Below are 21,796 nucleotides of genomic sequence, written 5' to 3' on the forward strand. Positions count from 1 at the left end.
GCGCCCCTCCTCCTCTTTAAGTGGGGGAGGGGCCCCTCCAGTCCGCGAAGCAGCGGACGAAGAGCCGGGCGATGCGGCGGGCCTCTGCCTCGTCGTCCGGGTAGTCCAGTTGTTGGTAGAAGCCCTTCATCCGCTCCAGCCGGTGCAGCTCCAGGTCCACCTGGCAGAGCGCGTGCCAGTGCGAGAGCAGGATGAGGCTGTAGCCCCGCTGCACGCTGTCCAGGTGCTCGCCGCCAAAACCCCAGGCCTCGGTGGTGAAGCGGAAGTAGCGCTCGGCGAAGGAGAGCAGCCGCGGGCTGAAGCCCTCCAGGCGCTGGAGGATGTGCGCGGGTCGGTCCAACTGCACCACGCGCAGCATGCGGATGACGTAGTCCGGGAAGAAGAGCGAGGCCGCGAGCGGCCGGCCCAGCTGCTTCGCCAGCACCAGGTCCAGCTCTGCCACCGGGCTGCTCTCGGCCAGGGACTGCAGAGACACCGCGTCGAGCCCCAGCGTGCCCTGCGCGAGCTGCACGGGCTGGCGCACATCCCGCGCGTAGTTCTCCATGAAGCGCCGCAGCTCCACGAACTCGCTGTCGGCCACTTCCAGCAGGCCCGCCAGCCGCGAGAAGCGCCGGCGGATGGGCAGGGGCACGGACTCGGGGGACTTGTAGCCCAGGTCGTGTTCAATCTCCGCCCACGCGTGCTGGAGGATGGTGCGGATCTGGATCTCGAAGGGCCATTCCCAGTCGGGGTGCTGGGCCAGCAGCGCTGCGGGCGGGTGGCAGACGTAGTGCAGCGAGCGGTAGCCGAAGCTGTCCGGATCCTGGTGCAGCCGCTTGTCCACCGAGCGGTCGATGTCGACGCGGAAGTGCTCCTCGATGAGCCGCGCCACGTGCTCGATGGAGTCCTCGAAGAAGGTGATGACGCGCAGGCCGACCAGGTCCGTCAGGTCATCCAGGTGCTGGTAGATCTTGTCCGGGCGGGCCAGCTTGCCGGCCAGGCTCGCGGGCGACTTGATGCGGTGGCTGACGCCGTGGACGCTCACGCCGCCACGCTCGAGCACCTCTTGGAGGTGCGCGTGGAGCGCCCGGCCCAGGGCCTCGAAGGTGGGCTGACGGGCGAGAAAGGCGTCCAGCAGTTCCTGCTTCAGCATGCGCGGTCCTTCTTGCCACGGCCGCGTCTCGCTGGGAACAGGGGGAGGCGGGCCTGCACCGCGCCCGCCTCCGGAGGGGTGTTACTTGCCCGCCTGCTTGAAGATGAACGGGTAGCTGACCACCACGGTGCCGCCGCCCTTGGGCTTGGGGAACATCCAGAGGCGCACGCGGCTGGCCACGCACGCATCCAGCTCCGCGTTGCCCGTGGTGGACTGCGCCACCTTCGCCTCGAGCACCCGGCCATCCGGGCCGATGGTGAACTGCGTCTGCACCTTGCCGTTCAAGTCAGGGTCCTGGTTGAGCTGGCGCTCGAAGCAGGAGCGGATCTGGTTCTTGTTGTCCTGGATGACCTTGCGGACGAGCTCCCGGTCCAGCGAGCCCTCGTTCACCTTGAACTCCACGGGCGCGATGGTGGGATCCACGCTCTCCTTGCCCGTGAGGCCGGGCACCTTCTGACCATAGCCGTCGTTGCCTCCCGCCCGGCCCGCGGTGCGGATGCCGTCCAGGCCGATGGTGCTGCCGCCCGTGCTCGGGCCACCCGAGCCTCCCTTCACCATCAGTCCGCCGAAGGGACCGTTCGAGCCCAGCGCCACGTTGCGCACATTGCTGATGGCGTTGCGCAGGTCGGAGTTCCCGCCCGAGTTGCCGAAGAGCGAGGCAGAGCCCTTGCCGCTGAAGAGGTTCTTCGTGAAGCGCTGGGCCGTGTCCTTCGGGTTCGAGGGAGTGGCGGTGGACACTGCGGGCTGCGTCTGCTTGCGGATGGGCTTCTTGGGCTCGGACGTGGAGGGTTGCACGGGCTGCTTCGGCTGCTGGCGGGCCTTCTGGTCGTTGAGCTGGGCGAGGAACCGGTTCGGCTGCGGCTCGGGCGGCTTGATGATGAGCTTGGTCAGGCGCTCGTGGTCGCCGCTCAGCTCGTCCGCGAAGGCCTCCTCGTCACCGGTGCGGTTGAGCGCGCCGATGATGAACATGGAGCTGGCGAAGAGCATCAGCAGCAAGATGTTCAGCGCGCGGTAGTCCACGGACTCGCTCAGCGGGACGTGGACCCGCTTGGGCACCGGCTGGAAGCAGACTTCCAACGCCACGCCGCCCAGGTCCACCCAGAAGACGTCGTCCGGCTCGAGCGCCAGCGTGTACGCGGAGTCCTCGTGCGAGGCCTTGCCGGACTCGATGACGGCCTCAAGGTCCAGCGTCTCCGCGTTGCGGATGAGCTCGCCCTTCATCTTCCCGGTGAAGCAGACGGTGTACGTGTGCCCATCGGTGCGGAGGACCTCCAGCTTCGGGCTGCCGAGCCGGGAGTCGCCCATGACGAAGTCCACGCCCTCGGCGGTGCCCACGCTGAAGGACTTCTTCTGGCCCGGAGGCAGGAAGAACTCGCCCACGCGCTGATCGACCCACACGAAGCTCAGGGACGCTCCGAGCGGGCCGCTCGTGTGGCTCCGGCGCACGGGAGCCGCGGGCTCGGTGTGTGGAGCCTGGGCCTCCGTGGGAACGGTCTCGTTCTGCGCGGTGGTGGCCATGGACGGAGCAAGGGCCAGAGTCTCGGGCACAGCCGAGGTCTCCACCGCCACGGGGCTGGCCTGCGCAATGACCGGAGCGGGAGCCTGCGTGACAACAGCCACGTTCGTGCTCGCCACAGCGGCGGAGACGTTCATCGCGGCCACGGCGGCCGGGTTCTCGAGGCGGAGGGTGGTCTCGCCCAGGCGGATCTCATCGCCGAAGGAGATGCGGCCCTTGTTGACGCGCTTGCCGTTGACGTAGGTGCCCTCGACGCTGCCCATGTCGATGATGGAGAGCGAGCCATCGGCGGCGACCTCGATGACGGAGTGCACGCGGCTGACCTTCTCGTCATCCAGGCGCAGGTGCGCCGACGACAGCCGGCCGATCTTGATGATGTCGCGGGCGAAGTCCTGCGAGGTGACGAGCGTCTCGCCCTTGAAAACCTTGAGTGTCAGAGGAATGGCCATGAGGGCTCCCTGCTTGCTGGGATGCCGGTACAGACAGCGCCTTTTTCGGAAGGTTCCCGCCCGTTCGTGGCGGCGTGCGTTCCTGTTGTCGGTTTGAGTGGGACGCTGAGGTGCGACAGTGAAACACATGTGCCTGCCAGGCCAGGCGCGAGCACGTGGCCCGCCTGCGCCACGTCGGCGACAGCCCCGCCTGAATGTGTCAGGCCCGGCGGGGGGGCTTCTGGGCCGCGCGCTTCTTGGAGGACTGGGAGCTCTTGGCGGCGGCCTTGGGCTTCGAGCGAGGGACGACGTCTTCGAATTCGTAGAACCGCCTGCGGACGAAGTACATGGCGTTCATCAGCGCGTCCACGGAGCCCACACCGAAGGCGTAGTCGATGCCCTGGGTGACATGCTCGAAGTACATCGGGCAGTACCAGTGCGTACCGTCTTCGAGCAGAGCCGGGCGGCCGATGATGATGCGAGAGACTCGCTTCGTCCCATCTTCCGTCCGGTACGACCAGTAGTCGTCGGCGATGGGGTCATCAATCGAGGTGAGTTTGGGACGCCAGTCTTTCATGCATTTTCCTGTTTTCCTCGTGGGCTCCTGCTCACCCGATCAACGGTAGATCGCGTGACACATACCAATGCATGCGGTCTTGGAACCGTGGGTGGCGGCCCAGCAAAGGGCTTGTCGTCGGGGGCTCTTCAGCCGCCTGCAGAAGTTCGCAAGCACTTCACCTCCCGCTTCACATGCATCCAAGCACTCACCCTTTCCAGTGGTGGCATCTTGGTCTTCGGGGGAGGAGGGTTCCAGCGGCGTCTGCTCTGGAGGGCAGCCCTCGGGATTCAGGGCACAGAAGCTTCCAGGACGACGGTCATACCCGTCGTGGAGGGCTCGAGGCACCCCGGTCCTTTGGACTCCTGTGCAGGCCAGCAGGCACGTTAGAAGTGCCCACCCACCGCGCGACACCACCGGAGAATCATTTCGTAGGCAGCGAGGCATTCACACTGCTCCGGTAGGTCAATACGTCCCACCGTAGCTCCAGGGTAGCGGCCGAGCAATGCAACCAGCGCGAGTTCTTGATCGACTGGATGCGAGCGTGTGGCACACTGCGCGGCGCTATTCGACTCCTGTTCTCCATCGTCTTTTGGACGTTCTTCGCCGTCTCGAGCCTCGTGTTCTTCCTCGGGGCCGTGGTGGTGTGGGCCGTCACGACGCCGTTCGACCGGAACGGGCGGGTTTTGCACCTGTACTCGTGCTTCTGGGCCCAGCTGTACATGTACGTGAACCCGCTCTGGCGCCAGCGCGTCGAGGGCCGGGAGCGGCTCCCATGGAAGGGCCCCGCTGTCCTCGTCTCCAACCACGAGTCGATGGGCGACATCCTCGTCCTCTTCGGCCTCTACCGCCCCTTCAAGTGGGTCTCCAAGGCCTCCAACTTCAAGCTCCCCTTCATCGGTTGGAACATGGCGCTCAACGGCTACGTGCCCCTCGTGCGCGGCGACCGCGAGAGCGTCGGCCGAATGATGGTCCATTGCGAGAAGTGGCTCGAGCGCGGCGTCCCCATCCTCATGTTCCCCGAGGGCACCCGCTCCCCCGATGGGAACATCAAGGCCTTCAAGGACGGCGCCTTCCAGCTCGCCATCAAGATGAAGTGTCCCGTCATCCCCGTGGTCCTCACCGGCACCGCCAAGACGCTGCCCAAGCACGGCCTCGTGCTGCAGACCACCGCCAACTGCCACGTGCAGGTCCTGCCCCCGGTGGACCCCGCTCCCTTCAACGGCGACGTGCAGGCCCTCCGGGAGCACGTGCGCAACCTCATGGTCTCGGAGAAGGCCCGCATCGAGGCTCTCCCGGCCTCTGCCCGCTGAAGCTCAGGTACAGACATGACTCCTCGAATCGGATCGCTCTGGGACGCGGTCGGGAATACCCCGCTGCTTCGAATCGGCTCGCTGTCCCGGCTCACTGGCTGTGACATCCTCGGCAAGGCCGAGTTCATGAACCCCGGTGGCTCCATCAAGGACCGCGCTGCCAAGGGCATCATCCGTCGCGCCGAGCAGGAGGGAAAGCTCGCCCCCGGCGGCACCATCGTCGAGGGCACTGCAGGCAACACCGGCATCGGCCTGGGGCTGCTCGGGCGCGAGCGCGGCTACCGCGTCGTCGTCACCATGCCGGACAACCAGGCCCGCGAGAAGTACGAGTACCTCGAGGCCATGGGTGTCGAGGTCCGCAAGGTGCCCGCTGTCCCGTTCTCCAACCCGAACCACTTCTTCCACTCCGCCCGCGCGCTCTCGGAGCAGCACGGCTGGTTCTGGGCCAACCAGTTCGAGAACACCGCCAACGGGGACTTCCACTACGAGACCACGGGCCCCGAGCTCTGGGAGCAGTGCGAGGGCAAGCTGGATGTGCTCGTCATCTCGGTGGGCAGCGGCGGCACCGCTTCCGGTGTCACCCGCTACCTCAAGGAGAAGCACCCCGCACTGCGCGTGGTGATGGTGGACCCCCACGGCTCTGGCCTCTACTGCTTTGTGCGCGAGGGGAAGATGGAGGGCTCGGGAAGCTCCATCACCGAGGGCATCGGCATCATGCGGCTCACGGAGAACTTCCGCCACGCCCGCGTGGACGAGGCCATGCGCCTGTCAGACCAGGACATGCTCGACATGCTCTACCACCTGGCCCGCGAGGATGCGCTGGTGGTGGGGACCTCGGCGGCCATCAACGTGCGCGCCGCTTATGAGGTGGCTCGCCAGCACCAGGGCCAGGGGCTGCGCATCGCCACCTTCCTGTGCGACCACGGCAGCCGCTACGCCTCCAAGGTCTTCAACCCCGAGTTCCTCGCCTCGAAGCAGCTCACCGTGAATCCCTTGCCGCGCTGACCTCAGTAGTACGTGGAGATGTCCGCGTCCTCCAGGTAGCGCTTGCGCACCGCCACCTTGCTCTTCTTCGAGGAGATGACGGTGTTCTTGTCCGTCTTCGGGTTGTACTCGCGCTGCTCGGTGACCTTCGCGCCGGTGAGCAGGTTGGTGCTCTCCACCGTCGAGGTGCCCGCTCCCCGGTCCGCGTGCTCGACGTCCTCGCCGATGAACACGAACTTGCGCTCCTTCGGGTCGTAGCGGAAGCGCAGCACCGTGTGCACCATCTCGCGCGAGCCGCTCATCTGATCGACGATGAGCACGCCCTTCTCGATCCTCGTCACGCCGCCCAGGCCCGTGCCCAGCGTCCCCTGGCAGGTGGTGCAGTAGAGGACCTTGTTCGAGGCGCCCGCGCGGCGCAGCTTGCCCCCGTCCTCCGAGAGCAGGGCCACCAGCGCGCGGGAGCGCTCCGTGAACTCCCCCCCCGTGGCCTTCTTGGGATCCTCCTCGACCAGCTCGAGGACCACGTCCTCCTTGCCGTTCTTGTCCAGGTCCCCCTTCGTCGTGGCGTCGATCTTCCAGCCGGCGGGGACGAAGTCCTGCTCGGCCTTGCCCTCTTGAGGCACCTTGGAGAGGTCGAGGGGCGCGGGCTGAGCCCAGGCGGGCAGGGAGAGGCAGAGCAGCAGGCCAACGGTGAGCGGTGTCTTTTTCATGCGCGGGAGCTTGCCGTCCGGCCGAGGCTTCCGCCAGCTGTCGCTCATGCGACGAAGCACAGCGTGTGGAGGAGAGCACAGAGGCGAAGGCGCTGGTGATCTCCGGAGCTTGTTGGTCTCCTCCTCGCTCATGCCCTTCACGCTCACCGTCAACGGCAAAGCCCATGTCATCGACGCAGAGGAGGACACCCCGCTCCTCTATGTGCTCCGCGATGAGCTGGGGCTGAATGGCGCCAAATACGGCTGCGGTGTGGGCCAGTGCGGCGCGTGCACGGTGCTGCGAGACGGGGCTCCGCTGCGCTCTTGCTTCGTTCCGGCCTCGTCTCTGGGAGGGCAGGCCATCACCACACTGGAGGGGCTGCGTGCACCCAATGGCACGCTGCATCCTCTTCAGCAGGCGTTCCTCTCCGAGCAGGCAGGGCAGTGTGCCTACTGCATCCCAGGCATGATCATGGCTGCGGCCGCGCTCCTGCGGGAGAAGCCCCGTCCCACCGAGGCGGAGATCCGCACCGCGCTGGATGCCAACCTGTGCCGGTGCGGCTCGCACAATCGCATCGTGCGCGCCGTGCAGCGCGCTGCCGAGGAGCTGGCCCGATGAGCGTACGCTTCGGACGCCGATCGTTCCTGCAAGGCTCGCTCGTGCTGGCCTTCTCCCTCGCCAGTTCAGAGGTCTTCGGCCAGAAGCCGGAGGCTTCGAAGCTCCCCAGGGACCTGGAGAAGAACCGCCAGCTCGATGCGTGGATCCGCATCGGCTCGGACGGCAAGGTCACGCTCAAGACGGGCAAGGTGGAGCTCGGCCAGGGCATTCTTACCGCCTTCGCCCAGCTCTGTGCCGATGAGCTCGACATCGAGCTGTCCCGGCTGGAGATCATCTCCGGCAACACCGTCCTCTGTCCCAACCAAGGAGCAACGGCCGGCAGCATGTCCATGCCCGAAGGAGGCAAGGCCGTGCGCGCCGCCGCCGCAGAGGTTCGCTCCATCCTGGTCTCCATGGCCAGCGAGCACCTGCGCGTCCCGGCGTCCAAGCTGCGGGTGCAGGATGGGACCCTCACGGATCCTTCCAGCAAGCGCACCGTCACCTACTGGAGCCTCACGGGGGGCAAGGAGCTGAGACGCGAGGCGACGGGCTCTGTCGCTCCCAAGCCCGCCTCCGCTCGGCGCTACTCCGGCCGCTCGATCCCCCGCAGAGACTTGCCTCCCAAGATCACCGGCGAGGCCATCTTCGTGCACGATCTCCGGCCCGGCTCGCTGGTGCATGGCCGCGTGGTCCGTGCTCCCTCGTATGGTGCGACGCTCATCGAGGTGGACACCTCTGCCGTGGAGCGGATGCCCGGCGTCGTGAAAGTGGTGCGCGAGGGCAGCTTCCTCGCCGTCGTCGCAGCCAAGGAGTGGCAGGCCATCCGCGCCGCCGCGAGTCTCGCCCGCGCCGCCCGGTGGCGAGAGCAGGCCGCGCTGCCCGTGGATCCCTATGCGTGGTTGCTGACGCAGCCCACGCAGGATCTGCCCATCCACACCATCGCGCGCCCGGCGGAGACTGCTCCGGTCCGCACACTGGAGGCAACCTACCGCCGGCCCTACCAGATGCACGGAGCCATGGGCCCATCGTGCGCCGTGGCCGAGTGGAACGGTGACGTCCTCACCGTTCACACCCACAGCCAGACCGTCTTTGAGACCACCGAGGCCATCGCGAAGATGCTCGGCCTGCCAAAGGAAAAGGTGCAGGGCCAGCACATGAATGGCGCGGGCTGCTACGGCCACAACGGCGCGGACGATGCCGCCGCGGATGCCGCCTTGCTCGCCCGCGCGCTGCCCGGCAAGGCCGTGCGCGTGCAGTGGTCTCGCGAGGACGAGCACGCCTGCGAGCCCTATGGCTCGGCGATGGTGACCCGGGTTCGCGCGGGAGTGGATGAGCGCGGCCATGTGCTGCAGTGGGACTATGAGCTGTGGTCCACCTCCCACGGCACGAGGCCCGGAGGTCAGCCCGGCAATCTGCTGGCGGGCCGCTCCCTGGCGACGCCTTTCCCCATGCCTGTCCCGAAGAACGGTGGGCCTCCGAACTACGCGGCGGATCGGAACGCCATTCCGATCTACACATTCCCTGGCCAGAAGGTGACCACCCACTTCGTGACCGAGATGCCGCTGCGCGTCTCCTCTCACCGCAGCCTGGGTGCCTACGCCAACGTCTTCGCCATCGAGTCCTTCATGGATGAGCTGGCTCACGTGGCTCACGCGGACCCCATCGAGTTCCGGCTCCGTCAGCTCAAGGACGAGCGCGCCAAGGCGGTCATCCTCAAGGCCGCGGAGCGGTTCGGCTGGTCCTCGTATGCCAAGGCGCCTCAGAGGGGGCGAGGGGTGGGCTTTGCTCGCTACAAGAACTCCGCCAGCTACTGCGCGGTGTGCCTGGAGGTCCGTGTCGATCCTCAGAGCCACGCCGTGCAGGTGGTGCGCGCCGTGCTCGCCGCCGATGCGGGCGAGGTGGTCAACCCAGATGGGCTCAGCAATCAGCTCGAGGGCGGGCTCATCCAATCCCTGAGCTGGAGCCTCAAGGAGGCCGTCCGGTACGACTCCCGCCGCATCCTCTCGCGCGACTGGGCCACCTATCCGATCCTCACCTTCTCGGAGGTGCCTCCCGTGGAGGTGGCGCTCATCGATCGTCCGGGCGAACCCTTCCTGGGCGCGGGAGAAGCCTCCCAGGGCCCCACCGCCGCGGCGCTGGCCAATGCCCTCTTCGACGCCACAGGTACGAGGGTTCGCGAGCTGCCGCTGACACCGGAGCGCCTCGCCGCGTCACGGTGAGCGAGAGTCGCGGCTCGGCGTTCAGGGGCTCGGGCAGTGGGCGCCGGTGTCGATCCAGGCCTGGATCAGCTCTCCGAACGCCTTCTGAGTTCCTGGCACGGGCTGGAGGCCCAGACCCGGTGCCCAACCCCAGGCGACCAGGATGTCCTCCGCCATGTGGTGCTGGATCTCCGCGAGACTCTTTCCGCCGTTGCGCTTCGGATCCTTGAGCTGCTCGCAGATCTGTCCCAGCGGCCTCCCCAGCCATGCCATCTCGACGGGTGCGAGGGCCCACTTCGGGTTGCCCGGGATGCTTGGAAGCGTGGCCCCCACCGTGGGCGTGGTGGCCGCTTGATGGCACGCCGTGCACGGCAGGCCCGGGGGGCCGTGGCCGCTGGCGCCTCCCGAGACTGCCGGAACATGGACGTGCTGATCCATGCCCTGCCGAGGCCGGTCATCCGGCGGGTGGCAGTTGGTGCAGCGTGGGTGGGTGATCACCCGGCCCGCCTCGCGGAACAACGCAACCGAGCGCGCCTCCATGGGCGAGATGCCGGAGAACGCCGAGACCGGCTGGAGCTCCTCGCGTCCTTCCGGTTTGCTCTCGGGGCGGGCCGCTTGGCTCTGGGAACCGGAGGACTGCGGCGCGGCCTTGCTGCAGCCCGCTCCCATCAGGATCGCGCTCCAGGTCAGGACGGTGGCGGCGAGACCTCGCATAGGGGCCGACGGTGGCACAGCGCCTGGAGGCCAGCCACTGCGAGCAGCCCCATGCTCCGTGCCCCGCTCCCAGGGGTGTCCATGACTGGACGAAGGCTGTTGGCGTAAGGTCCAGCGCTCCTCTGTCTCGACGAAGAGCCGTCCATGCGCCTGTTGATGCTCGCTGTCCTGGCTGCCCTGTCCCTTGTGGCCTGTAACACCAAGTTCGTGGGGGAGAGCTGTTCCAACTCCAATGATGTCTGTGACTCTGTCCTCTTCTGCCGAGAGGACTTCCCCGGAGGCTTCTGCACCGAGCCCTGCAGCCCGAGGGGCGACTCTGCGGGGTGCCCGTTGGACTCCCTCTGCATCAATGAGGGGGGGCGGCTGATGTGCTCGCCCGTCTGCACGCACGACACCGACTGCCGGAGCCAGGAAGGCTACGAGTGCAGGGGAGAGAGCGGCTCGAGCGTCCGGGCCTGCCGCGTCAAGCCGCAGACCGATGGAGGCGTTCCTTAATCAGCCCACTTGGCGCAGCGGTGCGCCGTCGCCGGACACCCGCGCGGCCACCTCGTGGATCAGCTCGTCCGTGCGCAGCGGGCCCGACACGAAAGCGTGAGCCCCCATCGCCAGCGCCCGAGCCCGGTCGTGCGCCCGGCCTGCCACCAGCAGCTGCGCGCGAATGCCATGCCGCATCACCGACTCGATCGACTGCAGCGGCGTCAGCACCACCGCGCGCGCTCTCGCCTTCTTCACGTCCTCGGTGCGCGCCACCCGCGCCCGCAGGTCCGCTTCCTCCAGCAGCTTCAGCAGCCCCTCGGTCGCCTTGACGCCCCAGCCGTACACCCACACCTCGGGCTCGGGCTCGGGCTCCGGCTTCGGCGCGGCCTGCGGTGCCAGCACCACGGCGGGCATCTCCCGCTCGGTGACGCGCGCGTGCGCGGGAACGTCCGTCGACAGCGGCATCAGCAGCGGCAGGCCTCCCTGCTCCAGGGTGGTGCTCGCAGAGCGGGCCTGCAGCTGCTGGCCCAGCATCAGGCACTCGGCGCGATCCGTCACCAGCGGCAGCTGCTCGTCGGCCTCGGGAAGGGCAATGGGCTCCACCGGACGCTGCGCGCCCAGCAGGTGGGGGTAGTAGAGGCGATCAATGGCGCGCGACACGGCGGCGTCCGTCGCCACCAGTGCCACCACGCGCGCCTTGCCGGCCACGCGGGCCACTTCGTCCAGCACCGTGGGCCGAGCCGGAGCCGCCGCGGCCACCACCAGCACCGAGCCCCGAGCGCCCTCGACGCGCAGCGGAACCACCCGGCAGGCCTCGGCCGTCTCCACCGGGAGCACGTCCGTCATGCGCTCATCCAGCGGCTCCGCGTCCAGGTCCACCACCGGCAGCGCCAGCTGCCCGGCCAGCAGCTCCAGCACCTGCTGCGAGGTGCAGAAGCGCATGTCCACCACCACCTGCCCCAGCGGCACTCCCCACTTGTAGTGGAAGCCCAGTGCTGCACGGAGCTGGATCTCATCCACCAGCCCCGCCTTCTGAAGCAATTCACCCAGTCGCTGCTTCCGCATCGCCACACCCTTCGGTTGTGGGTCCCTGTATTTATTGTCGGAAGGTGTGGGCGAAAGTTGCCTATGTAGTGAAAGAGGATCTTTTCGCTGGGACTGCGCTGGGGCTCCCTCGGAGCCGCGCCCCGTCGTTTTTCTACGGCTTGGGCGCGATGGACACCTTCACGCCGTCCTGCCACGTCTTGTGCTCGTCCGCGTAATAAAGGTACGCGCGGCTGGCCGGGCCCGTGTAGGTGCCGGGCACCGCCGCCACCAGGGACAGCGGCACGTCCAGCTTCTTCCGCGGCTCCATGCCTCGCCAGTAGAGCACCACGTCGCGGCCGATCACCTCGTACGCGTCCACCGTCTTCTTCTTTACCAGCTCCTTGAGCTGGTCGTGCCGCACCTCGAGCCCGCCCGGCACTCCGAAGATGGCCACCGCCGTGGGCAGCTGCTCGTCTGTCTTGTTGGAGACCAGCACCCGCGCCTCGGTGGGCTCGCCCTCGGTCAGCGCGTTCTTCGCCAGCGAGACTTCCAGCGCCACCTTCGTCTCCGGCGAGCTGTCCGGCTTCAGCGCGTTGTAAGTCACTTCGATGGAGTAGGGCAGCTCCGCGCCGCCCTCCATCCGCAGCTCGATCTTCCGCTCGCCCGGGATGATGAGCTCGGCAATGTCCGGCAGCTTGATGGCCTCCTGCGCCGAGGGCTCGAACTTCACCGCGCTGCCCACCGGCTGGCCGTTCACGTACACCCGCACCGCGCCGCCCGAGCGCTTCGCCGCCCGCGCCTTGTCGTAGGCCACGATGGCGCGCAGCGCCAGCACCGTGCTCTGCGTGGAGCCGTACCGCCCACCGTCACACGAGCTCGCCAGGAACTTCATCGAGCGCTCCACGTTCGCCGCGAAGGCCGGGTCTCTCAGCCACGCCAGCGTTGCCAGAGCGGTGGTCTCGATTTGCAGCGTTTCGCCCATGCTGCCCACGATGGACTGCGTGCCGCCCTCCACCACGCCCTCCTTGCTCTGCTTGGCCGCCAGCCGCTCCATCAGCTTCTTGGCCTCCCCCCCCTCCCCGGACAGCGAGAGGGCGTTGGCCGCCAGCGCCACCACGTAGCTGTTCTTGCTGTCCGCCGCCGCCCGCCGCAGCGAGGACAGCTCCTTCGACAGCTCCTTCACCATGTCCGCCGTCTTCGGAGCGCTCTCCAGCAGCGCCCAGGTGATGTACGCGTTCGAGGTGTCGCGGTCCTCGATCCACACGTGCAGGGCGCGGCGCTTGCGCTCGAAGCCGCCCTTGCCGTCGCGCTGCTTGAGCAGCCACTCGCGCGAGCGGGTCAGCATCGCCGAGTCCACCTCGCGCACCTGCTGCATGTCCCCGAAGTGCAGCAGGCCGAACGCCGTGAGCGCCTCGTGGCCCGGGGCCTCGCCGAACCACTCGTAGCCCTTCTCCTTCGTCTCGAAGCCCACCAGCCGCTGGTAGCCCCGCTCCAGTTTCTCGCGTGCCGAGGCCACCAGCTTCGGATCCACCCCGCTGTGCGTCTGGAAGTACTGCTGCGCCATCGTCATCGGGTACGTCGTGGAGCTCGTCTGCTCGAAGCAGCCCGAGGGCTCCTGGATGAGCCGCGACAGGGACTCGGTCATGTTCGCCAGCGGGCTCGGGTACACCACGACGGACGCCTTCACGCTGCCGCGCACCGTGTTGGCCGGCAGCGTCACCGTGTGCACCGCTGGCGCCTTCGCCGACACCCTCCCGCCGAACGACGCCGTGATGGGGAAGCCGTTGGGCTTGATGACCAGGGCCCGCTGCACCTTGTCCGCGTAGTCCCCCGCTGTCGCCGCCAGCGTCAGGTCGATGGGCTTGGACTCCTGGCCGATCTTCAGCTCGATGATGCGCCGGGCGCGCTCCTTCGCCGCCAGATCCACCGCGCCCAGCGTCGTGGCGCGCACGTCGCCCTTGAAGTCGAGCTTCACGCCCACGCCCTTCAGCGCGGAGGACGTGCCGTTCACCAGCGCCACCGGCAGCTGGACCACGTCGCCCGAGGTGACCTCCAGGGGAATCTTGGGCTCCACATAGAAGGGCTGCACGGACTCGATGGACGCCACCGCCGAGCCCAGCACGCCGTCGCTGCCCACCGCTCCGGCGAACGCCTTGAACGAGGTGACCGAGTCGTTCAGGCCGAACTGGACCTTGGCCTCGCCCGTCTTTGGGTTCGTGCGCACGCCCGCGTTCCAGTAGAGCGTCTCCGAGAAGTCCACGCGGTCTCCCGCCTTCCGGCCCGGCCGCACCGTGTGCGCGTATACGCGGAAGTAGACCTCCTGCTGGTCGTAGGGCATCAACTCATCGGCTAGGGCCTCATGATCCGCCGCGATCTTTCGCTCCAGCCGCTGAGCCCGGTTCGCCTTGCGCGCTGCCTCGGCCATGTTGCGGTCCTCTTGTTGGCGCACCGGCTGGGCTGGCATCACCTGGCCCATGGGAGCAGGCGGAGGCGGAGGCGGAGCGGGCGGCGGCGGGGCAGGAGGTGCCACGGCCACGGGCGGAGCCGCCATGGCGGGCGCGGGCCTCGGAGGCGGCCTCCCGCCCCGAGGCGCGTCATCGAAGTCGGCGCCTGCGGCCGCGAGCTCCGCCACCACCGCGGAAGTCGGAGCAGGCACCTGGGGCACGCGCACCGCGAACACCCGGCGGGCCAGGTCGCCGTGCTGCTCCACGAAGCTCACGGGATTCGCCAGCGCGAACCGCCGCCAGCCCTGCGTGCCGAGCAGCAGGTCCACCGCCGGCTTCGCCTTCGGGTTCTTCTCGTCCAGGTACACCTGCGCGTCGGCCAGCTCCTTCACCTCGGGCTCCAGCAGCACCATCACCGGCAGCTGGGGCGCCTGGTCGCGCTTCTCGATGAGCTCCAGCACCGCGTCATCCGTCACGGTGAGCATCACCAAGGCGGACACGGGCTTGCCGTCCCGCGTCGTCCGGGCGGTGAGCTGCACCGAGTCCCCCGGCACGTAGCTGGCCTTGTCCAGCTTCACCTCGACGTCGAGCGCCTTGGCTGGCTGGCGGAACACGAGCCGCTCCGCCAGGGGGCGCCCGTCGTGGTCCCACACCGTGGCGATGAGCACGCCGTCCGCGTCCTTGGGATCCAGCGTCACCTGACCCTGCGAGCCCACCTCGGCGGACGCCAGCTCCACCTCCTGCTTGCTCAGCGTCACCTTCGCCTTGCTCAGCCCCGAGAGCGCCACGGAGAGCGTCACCGGCTTGCCCGCCGCCGCCACGTCCTCGCCCGAGCGCAGCACGGCGCCCTTCGCCTTCGCCTCCGGCAGCGGAAAGCGCTTCTGGATGCCCGAGGGCTGGTCGATGCGCAGCGCGTACTTCGCGCCCGTCTTCGGAGTGAACTCGAAGCGGCCGCGGCCCTCGTGCTCGGAGCGCACCGAGGCCACCACCTGCCCGCTGGCCAGATCCACCACCGCGCCCACCAGGTCCGCGGGCTTCTGCGCCGGCGTCTTCGCCTCGAAGTAGACGCGCGAGGGCAGCCCCGCCACCAGGTCGCCGCCCTCCGGGTAGAAGGACAGGTCCAACGTCTGCAGCAGGATGGGGATCGTCTTGGCCGCTGTCTCCACCACGCCGCCGTCCTCGATGGAGAAGGCCAGCGAGCCCTCGCCGCGCTCGATGCGGGTGGGTAGCTTGAAGCTCACCGTGCACAGCCCCTTGTCGTTCACGGTGCCGGACACCTGCGCCGCGGTAGCGCCGTCCACCAGGGCGATGGCGGTCACCTTGGCGCCCGCGGGCACTCCGCCCTCGGCGCGCTTCACGTCCAGCGTGGCCGTCACGGTGTCACCCGGGCCGTAGCCATCCCGGAGGAACTCGATCTGCGACTTGAGCCGTGGGGCCCGGTAGGCGCGCACGTCGAACTTCCGCTCCGCGGGCGCGTCTCCCGTCCAGGGGTAGTTGACCCTCAGCGTGTACTCGCCGCCGGGCTGATCCGCGGGGATGGTCCACGCGTAGCCCCACACCGAGTCCTCCGTGCTCACCCTCGCGGAGGTGACCACGTCGCCCTTGGGCCCGCGGATCTCCAGCTGCGCTTGATAAGGAGACGGGTTCAGCGTGTGGCGCACCGCTTCGAGCATCAGGCCGCGCGCCAGCACCTGCTCTCCGGGGCGGTACAGCGGCTTGTCCGTGGAGACATAGGTACGGAAGCGGTTCGCGCCTCCCAGCGAGCCCGCGTCCGCCTTCGTGACGAGTACCTGATGAAAGGTGACAGGGACGGCCAGGCTCACGGTGAGCATTGCCACGAGCACACGGGGAGTGAGTTCAACGAGCATGAGGGTTCCCGGAAGAGGAGAGAGACGAGCGTCGCCGAGGAACGGGCCAGCTCGCAGAAAGTTCTCAGCGGCCCGCTCTGGGCGAGTCCTTCGAATGCCCCTTGCTTCTCAAAGCATGGATTGGCATTTCTGTTTTAACTGGTTTCAGGGGCCAGGGTCCCGCATGACGCCTTTTGCCTCGCGTGAGGCAATCTGCCTCAAACGCCCCAAGCCTCCCTCCAGACGCTGAGTGCCAGCGATTCCCGAGGCTTGCTGGGACAGGCTGTAAACACCTGATACATTTTTCGCATGAGGCTGTGAGACATGCATGTGCCAGCCCTTTGGGGAAGGTGCACGCCAACCGCCTGAATTACGAGGATTTTTGGGATTGGCCCGGTCCCTGCTTTGTCCGGAGCGTTCCATCGGCGCCTCGCCGTGGACAGGAGGATCCCCCATTGGTTCGCAATCGCATCGTTGCTGCTCTGCTCGCCACTCTCCCGCTCGCTGCCTGCGAGATGGCTGACCCCGACACCGCTGCTCCGGGGACGGAGAAGGTAGATGAGCTGGCGATCGGAGATGTGCAGTCCGCGCTCGCGGCGCTGCCGAGCGCCCGCGTGCTGGGCACTCACGCCAACGGCGTTCCCTACATGCTCGACGGCCGCCTGGGCACGGCGTCCGGCTCGGTGCAGGGGCTGGCGGGGCTGAACGCGAGCGACCAGGTGAGCCAGGCGCTCGCGAGCATCGCTCCGGCGTTCCGGCTGAACGCTTCGGATCTGGCCGTGCGCCGCGTCCGCACGGATGAGCAGGGCGTCACCCACATCCGCTACGCGCAGCTGAAGAACGGCCTGCCGGTGGTGGGCGAGGAGCTCATCCTCCACGTGAACAAGGACGGCGCCATCGTCGCGGCCAACGGCACGGCGCGCGACGGCGAGCTGGTTCCCTCCAAGCCGGCCATCTCCGCGCTGGCGGCGGTGTCCGCGGCCCTGCGCTCCACGGTGGGCCGTCACATCGAGACCGAGGGCGAGGCGCGCCTGGTGTACCTGCGCACCGGCTCGGACGAGAAGCTGAAGCTGGCCTACGAGCAGATGGTGGTGGGCGAGGGCCAGGAGCTGCCCATCCGCGAGCGCGTGTACGTGAGCGCGGCGGACGGCTCCATCCTGGAGCGCCGCACGGAGATCTTCGCGGCGCTCAACCGCGCGCTGTACAGCGCCAACAACGGCACCTCGCTGCCGGGCACGCTCAAGCGCTCCGAGGGCGGTGCGGCCACGGGTGACAACCACGTGGACACCAACTACGCGAAGCTGGGCGGCACCTACAACTGCTACAAGAACAACTTCAACCGCGACTCGTACAACAACGCGGGCGCGCAGCTGAAGAGCACGGTGCACTACAGCAGCAACTACGTGAACGCCTACTGGAACGGCACCCAGATGGTGTACGGCGATGGCGACGGCGTGAACAGCACCCAGCTGGGCCTGGACGCGGACGTCACCACGCACGAGCTGACGCACGCGGTGACCAGCTCCGAGTCCAACCTCACGTACTCGGGTGAGTCCGGCGGCCTGAACGAGGCCATGTCCGACATCTTCGGCGCCTACTGCGAGAGCTACGACAGCGGCACCTGGAGCACCGGCGCGGACATCTGGAAGGTCGGCGAGGACATCTGGACCCCGTCCACCGCGGGTGACGCGCTCCGCTACATGGACGACCCGGCCAAGGACGGCGTGTCCAAGGACTTCTGGGTGTCGGGCGTCGGCAGCGCGGACGTGCACTACACCTCGGGCATCGCGAACCTGGCGTTCAAGCTGCTGTCCACGGGCGGTACGCACCCGCGCGGCAAGTCCACCGTCAGCGTGACGGGCATCGGCGTGCAGAAGGCCGGCGCCATCTTCTACAAGGCCAACGTGGACCTGATGACGGCCTCCACCACCTTCGCCCAGGCGAAGACGTACACGGAGCAGGCGGCGGCCTCGCTGGGCTACACGACGGCGGAGCAGGCCTCGGTGTCTGCGGCGTGGCAGGCGGTGGGCGTGGGCGCGCCCATCACCGCCATCGCGCTGACCAACGGCGTGGCGAAGACCGGCCTGGCGGGCTCCACGGGCTCGCAGACGTTCTACTCGCTGGCGGTTCCCTCGGGGAAGGCCGTGACCTTCGCGATGAGCGGTGGCACGGGTGACGCGGACATGTACGTGAAGTTCGGCGCGCTGCCGACCACCACCGCGTACGACTGCCGCCCGTACCTCTCCGGCAACGCCGAGACGTGCAACATCGCGGCGAAGACCACCGCGGGCACGTTCTACATCATGCTGAACGGCTACAGCACGTACTCGGGCGTCTCGCTCAAGGGCTCCTACACGCCGTGATGTGCTGAGCGCTAACTGAGTGACTGCACCCCCGGGGGATTCTCCTCCCCGGGGGTGTTTCATTTGCGGGGGAACGCTGCGCGGGGAGCTGCTTCTCACGCTGACGCGGCCCTACGCCAGAGGTAGGCTGCTGCTCATGGACCTTCCCCCCTTCCAGGCATCGCACCCGGCCCTGCTCCCTCCGGGGACGGTGATAGGGGACTGGCGCGTGGAGGACTGGGCAGGCCGCGGCGTCTACGGCGCCGTCTACCGCGCGGCGCCGCTGCGAGCGGGGCCCGTCGCACCCGTGGCCCTCAAGATGGCGGTGCATTCAGAGGATCCCCGCTTCGTCCGGGAGGTGGAGCTGCTCTCCCGCTGCGACCACCCGAGCATTCCGAGGCTGTTGGGGCAGGGCTCGTGGCAGTCGCCCTCGGGCACCGTGTACCCTTTCTATGTCATGCAGTGGGTGGAGGGCGTGCGGCTGTACGCACAAGCCCGGCGCCACCCTGTCACTCCGGAGCAGGTGCGGCGCTGGCTGGCCCAGCTTGCGAGCGCCCTTGCAGTCCTGCATGCCCAGGGCGCCGTCCACCGCGACCTGAAAGGGGACAACGTGCTGGTGCGCCGCGCCGACGGGCGGGCCGTGCTCATGGACTTCGGCACGTGCTTCTACCCCGGGGCCGCCACGCTCACACCCCCGCTGGGGTTCCCTGGCACGCCGGCCTACCGCGCTCCCGAGTCCTGGCTCTTCGAGCTGCAATTCGAGCGCGACGCGATGGCCCGCTACCGCGCCACTCCGGCCGATGACCTCTACGCCCTGGGAGTCACCGCGTGCAGGCTCCTCACGGGCGAGTACGCCGAGCCGGCCAACGCCTTCCAGGATGAGCACGGCACGTGGCACTTCGAACGAGTCGTGACACCGCCCGGGTTCCAGGATGACTCCCGGGTGGAGCCTTCGCTGCGCGCCGTGGTTCTGCGGTTGCTGTCGCTGCGTCCCGAGCAGCGAGGCACCGCGGAGCAACTGGCCGCCGAGCTGGAACAGGCTACCGGGCCCCACAAGCCTGCGCAGCCCGTACGCGTCACAGTCCCTGAAATGCGAAAGTCTCTCGCCCGGCGGAGGTGGCCCTGGGCCGCCTTGGCCGCGGCGAGCGGGGGGTTGGCCGTGTGCGTATGGCCGGACGCTTCCCGTGAGTGGCTGGAGAAGGTGACCCTCGCCTGCATCGCCCCCGCCGGAGGGGACTCGCCGAGTCCGAGTACCAAGACACGAGGGCTCGCGGAGGAAGCAGCGGCCACATCCACGCAGCCAGCGCCTGCGGCTTCACCTCCGGACGGAATCGCCGAGGACACGCCGCCCAAGCCCCTGCTAGGGCAAACGCGGCCGGATGAGAAGGGGCGCTGTCCTCGCAGGTGGCAGGTCTCCCTCAATGGAGCTTGCTGGGCACAGTTCGCGCATGAGCGCGAGGCGTGTGATCTCATCAACGGGCAGATGTTCAAGGGCCTCTGCTACGTGCCAGTTCTTCTTCCGGGACGTAGCCCCACCTCCAGCCCCACGAACAACCCCTGAGCGCCACTGCAGTCCATGATGCAGGGTGTTTCATCTGTGGGAGCGCGCTAGGGTGGTGTCATGAAGCTCGTTGCCAGCGTGAAGACACCGGCGGACGCGGAGGGCGCGGCGGTGGCGCTCGCGAAGGCGCTGGGCTTGAGCCTCGCCGAGGCGCGCATCCGCCTGGCACCCGAGCCGCCCGCCATCCTCGCCCAGCTTGCGCCCGAGTCCGCCGATGCGCTGGTGGCCTCGCTGCGGCAGGTGGGGCTGGCGGCGCTTGCGCTGGAAGCAACAGGGCCAGCAGAGGGGCTGCGGGTGGTGGCACGCACGGCGGTGCTGGGGCCCACGAAAGGCACATTCCAGGCGCGCACAGGAGCTCCGGTGGAGCTGCCGTGGAGCGAGGTGATCAGCATCCTTCGGGGCTCCAGCACGGTGCGCTCGGAGACGGAGAGCACCCAGAAGTCATCGAAGTTCTCCCTGGCGACGGCCATCGCCACCCAGGGGCTGAAGATGTCGCGGACGCAGGAGAAGACGGCGCGCTCGCAGCAGGAAGACACCGAGCAGGCCATCCTGGTGCACGGCCGCCAAGGCCAGCGTGTGGTGCTGCGCGAGCGCGAGCTGGACTTCGCGTGCCTGCACGCGGCGATGCAGCCCACCCGGACGGCCAACATGCTGGCGCTGGCGAAGCTGCTCAAGGAGCGGTCCCCCACGGCCTTCTATGACGAGCGCCTGTTGCGCCTGGGCCGGCGCCCGCTGCCGATGTTCGTCGGCGGAGAGACGCGCGAGCAGAGCGGTGGAGTGTCGCAGACGCGCCTGGACACCGCTGGAGGCATGGAGGTGCTCGCGGAGATCCTCACGCGCGCGGTCGAGGAGCGGCTCCTACCGTGAGGTGAGCGGAAGCGCGCCCCGGGGACACTCCACCGGCTCGCAGCGCCCCTGGCCGTGGGCTTCGCAGCAGTAGAGCGGCTCCCGGCGCTCGTTGAGGAAGTGCATGCTCCAGCCGGTGGGGAAGACCTCCAGCACGGCGAACCCCCAGGCCGTGGAACCGAAGCGCAGGCGCGCTCCCGGAGCGGGCTCGGGGCCGAACTTCTCGAAGCGGGTCTTCGCCGCGCTCCCAGACACGAACACGTCGTAGCCCTTCGCCGTGACGGAGTGTTGCAAGTCGTGGTCGTGACCGGACAGCCAGGCGTCGATGCGGCCCGCCTCTTCCAGGCGACGCGCACGTTCCTGGTACGCCGGGGTGAGTGTCTCTGGCTGGTGCTTACCCGCCGTCACGGACATGTGGTGCGACACCAGGAAGCACCGGCGCTCACCACAGCCCGCCACGGCCTCCTTCACGAAGGCCAGCTCCTCCTCGAACGAGAATGCATAGTCGTCGTGCGCCAGCGTGTTCGAGTCGAAGAGGACGAACCGCGCTGTGGGCGTGTCGACCACGAAGTGCCGTCCCGGCATGGTCCAGTTCGGCCCTTGGTGCGCCACCTCCAGGCACGCCTTCAGCCGCGAGGTGCGGGTGGGCACCTTGCCAGTCCAGAAGCACGACCGGGAGTAGCCCGCATCGTGGTTCCCCAGCACCGTGTGGATGGGCAGTGGGGAGCCATCCGCCCGCTTCAGATCCTCCAGCGGCGCGTGGAACACGGCCTGGAACTGCTTGTCCTCCGGCGGCTGGTAGCCGGGCGTGACGGTGTTTTCGTCCGCGCTGAAGGTGCAGTCCTCGGCTCCGGGCAGGGACAACTCCGGGCCGCACGGGTACAGGTTGTCCCCGAGCAGCAGGCCGAAGTCGAACGGCTTGGCGCGGTGCTCCTCGGCCATGGCGCGCGCCACGGCCGTCTGTTGCCGGCCATGGAGGCCAAAGTCTCCGAACACCAGCACCCGCACCAGCGGCGCCGGTGTCCGCTCGAGCGTGGGCGCGGGCGGCGCGGGATCCGCGACGTACGTCTCCCGCTGCACGTAGCTCCACGTCACGATCGCGGCGGGCGCCAGCAGCGCCACCAC

The 21,796-nt window shown here is 68.3% G+C and carries 15 protein-coding genes; 7 read left to right on the forward strand and 8 right to left on the reverse strand.

All coding sequences use genetic code 11. The features are described 5' to 3' along the window. Positions 1–16: 16 nt before the first annotated feature. The 3 genes from DB31_RS05970 to DB31_RS05980 form a co-directional block, all read right to left on the reverse strand. Positions 17–1,132, reverse strand: coding sequence for a GTP pyrophosphokinase (locus DB31_RS05970; protein WP_052419749.1), 1,116 nt, complete (start codon positions 1,130–1,132; stop codon positions 17–19). 81 nt (positions 1,133–1,213) lie between these two features. After that, a complete protein-coding gene (gene gltG / locus DB31_RS05975; RefSeq protein WP_044183457.1) occupies positions 1,214–3,097 on the reverse strand; it encodes an adventurous gliding motility protein GltG in 1,884 nt (627 codons plus the stop codon). 199 nt (positions 3,098–3,296) lie between these two features. After that, positions 3,297–3,653 carry a hypothetical protein gene (locus DB31_RS05980; protein WP_044183460.1) on the reverse strand — a complete coding sequence of 119 codons (357 nt, stop codon included), beginning with the start codon at positions 3,651–3,653 and terminating at the stop codon, positions 3,297–3,299. 515 nt (positions 3,654–4,168) lie between these two features. Here DB31_RS05980 and DB31_RS05985 point away from each other — a divergent pair. Together DB31_RS05985 and DB31_RS05990 are read left to right on the forward strand one after the other, a co-directional pair. After that, the gene (locus tag DB31_RS05985; protein WP_044183463.1) at positions 4,169–4,945 is read left to right on the forward strand and encodes a lysophospholipid acyltransferase family protein; all 777 of its coding nucleotides are present in this window, start codon (positions 4,169–4,171) and stop codon (positions 4,943–4,945) included. A gap of 15 nt (positions 4,946–4,960) precedes the next feature. Next, positions 4,961–5,950, forward strand: a complete 990-nt coding sequence (locus DB31_RS05990) for a cysteine synthase A (protein ID WP_044183465.1) — start codon at positions 4,961–4,963, stop codon at positions 5,948–5,950. A gap of 2 nt (positions 5,951–5,952) precedes the next feature. Here the strand turns inward: DB31_RS05990 and DB31_RS05995 are convergent, their stop codons facing one another. Next, complete coding sequence (locus DB31_RS05995; protein ID WP_044183467.1) at positions 5,953–6,687, reverse strand: hypothetical protein; 735 nt, start codon at positions 6,685–6,687, stop codon at positions 5,953–5,955. An 82-nt stretch (positions 6,688–6,769) separates the two neighbouring features. Between DB31_RS05995 and DB31_RS06000 the strand changes: the two genes are divergently transcribed. Together DB31_RS06000 and DB31_RS06005 are read left to right on the forward strand one after the other, a co-directional pair. Then, complete coding sequence (locus DB31_RS06000) at positions 6,770–7,237, forward strand: (2Fe-2S)-binding protein (protein WP_044184053.1); 468 nt, start codon at positions 6,770–6,772, stop codon at positions 7,235–7,237. Further along, a complete protein-coding gene (locus DB31_RS06005) occupies positions 7,234–9,435 on the forward strand; it encodes a xanthine dehydrogenase family protein molybdopterin-binding subunit (protein ID WP_044183472.1) in 2,202 nt (733 codons plus the stop codon). Before DB31_RS06000 ends, DB31_RS06005 begins: the two co-directional genes overlap by 4 nt. Before the next feature lie 21 nt (positions 9,436–9,456). Here DB31_RS06005 and DB31_RS06010 read toward each other — a convergent pair whose 3' ends face one another. The 3 genes from DB31_RS06010 to DB31_RS06025 form a co-directional block, all read right to left on the reverse strand. Further along, on the reverse strand, positions 9,457–10,083 hold the full coding sequence (locus tag DB31_RS06010) for a hypothetical protein (RefSeq protein WP_044184055.1): 627 nt from the start codon (positions 10,081–10,083) through the stop codon (positions 9,457–9,459). 540 nt (positions 10,084–10,623) lie between these two features. After that, positions 10,624–11,670 (reverse strand): GspE/PulE/PilB domain-containing protein, encoded by a 1,047-nt coding sequence (locus DB31_RS06020; RefSeq protein ID WP_044183481.1) that lies wholly within the window; start codon positions 11,668–11,670, stop codon positions 10,624–10,626. Positions 11,671–11,803: 133 nt separating this feature from the next. After that, positions 11,804–15,943 carry an MG2 domain-containing protein gene (locus DB31_RS06025; RefSeq protein WP_044183483.1) on the reverse strand — a complete coding sequence of 1,380 codons (4,140 nt, stop codon included), beginning with the start codon at positions 15,941–15,943 and terminating at the stop codon, positions 11,804–11,806. A gap of 494 nt (positions 15,944–16,437) precedes the next feature. Here DB31_RS06025 and DB31_RS06030 point away from each other — a divergent pair, with 494 nt between their 5' ends. The 3 genes from DB31_RS06030 to DB31_RS06040 all read left to right on the forward strand — a co-directional run bounded on the left by DB31_RS06030 (position 16,438) and on the right by DB31_RS06040 (position 20,692). Next, positions 16,438–18,285: a M4 family metallopeptidase gene (locus DB31_RS06030; protein ID WP_240486549.1), complete on the forward strand. Its 1,848-nt coding sequence runs from the start codon at positions 16,438–16,440 to the stop codon at positions 18,283–18,285. A 136-nt stretch (positions 18,286–18,421) separates the two neighbouring features. Further along, entirely contained in the window at positions 18,422–19,825 is a 1,404-nt protein-coding gene (locus tag DB31_RS06035) for a serine/threonine-protein kinase (protein WP_044183494.1), read from the forward strand. Between the two features lie 60 nt (positions 19,826–19,885). Next, complete coding sequence (locus tag DB31_RS06040) at positions 19,886–20,692, forward strand: hypothetical protein (protein WP_044183496.1); 807 nt, start codon at positions 19,886–19,888, stop codon at positions 20,690–20,692. Here DB31_RS06040 and DB31_RS06045 read toward each other — a convergent pair. Continuing rightward, the gene (locus DB31_RS06045; protein WP_052419751.1) at positions 20,684–21,796 is read right to left on the reverse strand and encodes a metallophosphoesterase; all 1,113 of its coding nucleotides are present in this window, start codon (positions 21,794–21,796) and stop codon (positions 20,684–20,686) included. The two genes, DB31_RS06040 and DB31_RS06045, sit on opposite strands and share 9 nt — an antisense overlap.

This window comes from Hyalangium minutum (genome assembly GCF_000737315.1).
Classification (GTDB): Bacteria; Myxococcota; Myxococcia; order Myxococcales; family Myxococcaceae; genus Hyalangium; species Hyalangium minutum.

Coding starts and splice junctions, on each gene's coding strand:
- DB31_RS05970 (WP_052419749.1), bottom strand. CDS start 1,132: ATGCTGAAGCAGGAACTGCTGGACGCCTTTCTCGCCCGTCAGCCCACC.
- gltG (WP_044183457.1), bottom strand. CDS start 3,097: ATGGCCATTCCTCTGACACTCAAGGTTTTCAAGGGCGAGACGCTCGTC.
- DB31_RS05980 (WP_044183460.1), bottom strand. CDS start 3,653: ATGAAAGACTGGCGTCCCAAACTCACCTCGATTGATGACCCCATCGCC.
- DB31_RS05985 (WP_044183463.1), top strand. CDS start 4,169: ATGCGAGCGTGTGGCACACTGCGCGGCGCTATTCGACTCCTGTTCTCC.
- DB31_RS05990 (WP_044183465.1), top strand. CDS start 4,961: ATGACTCCTCGAATCGGATCGCTCTGGGACGCGGTCGGGAATACCCCG.
- DB31_RS05995 (WP_044183467.1), bottom strand. CDS start 6,687: ATGAGCGACAGCTGGCGGAAGCCTCGGCCGGACGGCAAGCTCCCGCGC.
- DB31_RS06000 (WP_044184053.1), top strand. CDS start 6,770: ATGCCCTTCACGCTCACCGTCAACGGCAAAGCCCATGTCATCGACGCA.
- DB31_RS06005 (WP_044183472.1), top strand. CDS start 7,234: ATGAGCGTACGCTTCGGACGCCGATCGTTCCTGCAAGGCTCGCTCGTG.
- DB31_RS06010 (WP_044184055.1), bottom strand. CDS start 10,083: ATGGGAGCGGGCTGCAGCAAGGCCGCGCCGCAGTCCTCCGGTTCCCAG.
- DB31_RS06020 (WP_044183481.1), bottom strand. CDS start 11,670: ATGCGGAAGCAGCGACTGGGTGAATTGCTTCAGAAGGCGGGGCTGGTG.
- DB31_RS06025 (WP_044183483.1), bottom strand. CDS start 15,943: ATGCTCGTTGAACTCACTCCCCGTGTGCTCGTGGCAATGCTCACCGTG.
- DB31_RS06030 (WP_240486549.1), top strand. CDS start 16,438: ATGGCTGACCCCGACACCGCTGCTCCGGGGACGGAGAAGGTAGATGAG.
- DB31_RS06035 (WP_044183494.1), top strand. CDS start 18,422: ATGGACCTTCCCCCCTTCCAGGCATCGCACCCGGCCCTGCTCCCTCCG.
- DB31_RS06040 (WP_044183496.1), top strand. CDS start 19,886: ATGAAGCTCGTTGCCAGCGTGAAGACACCGGCGGACGCGGAGGGCGCG.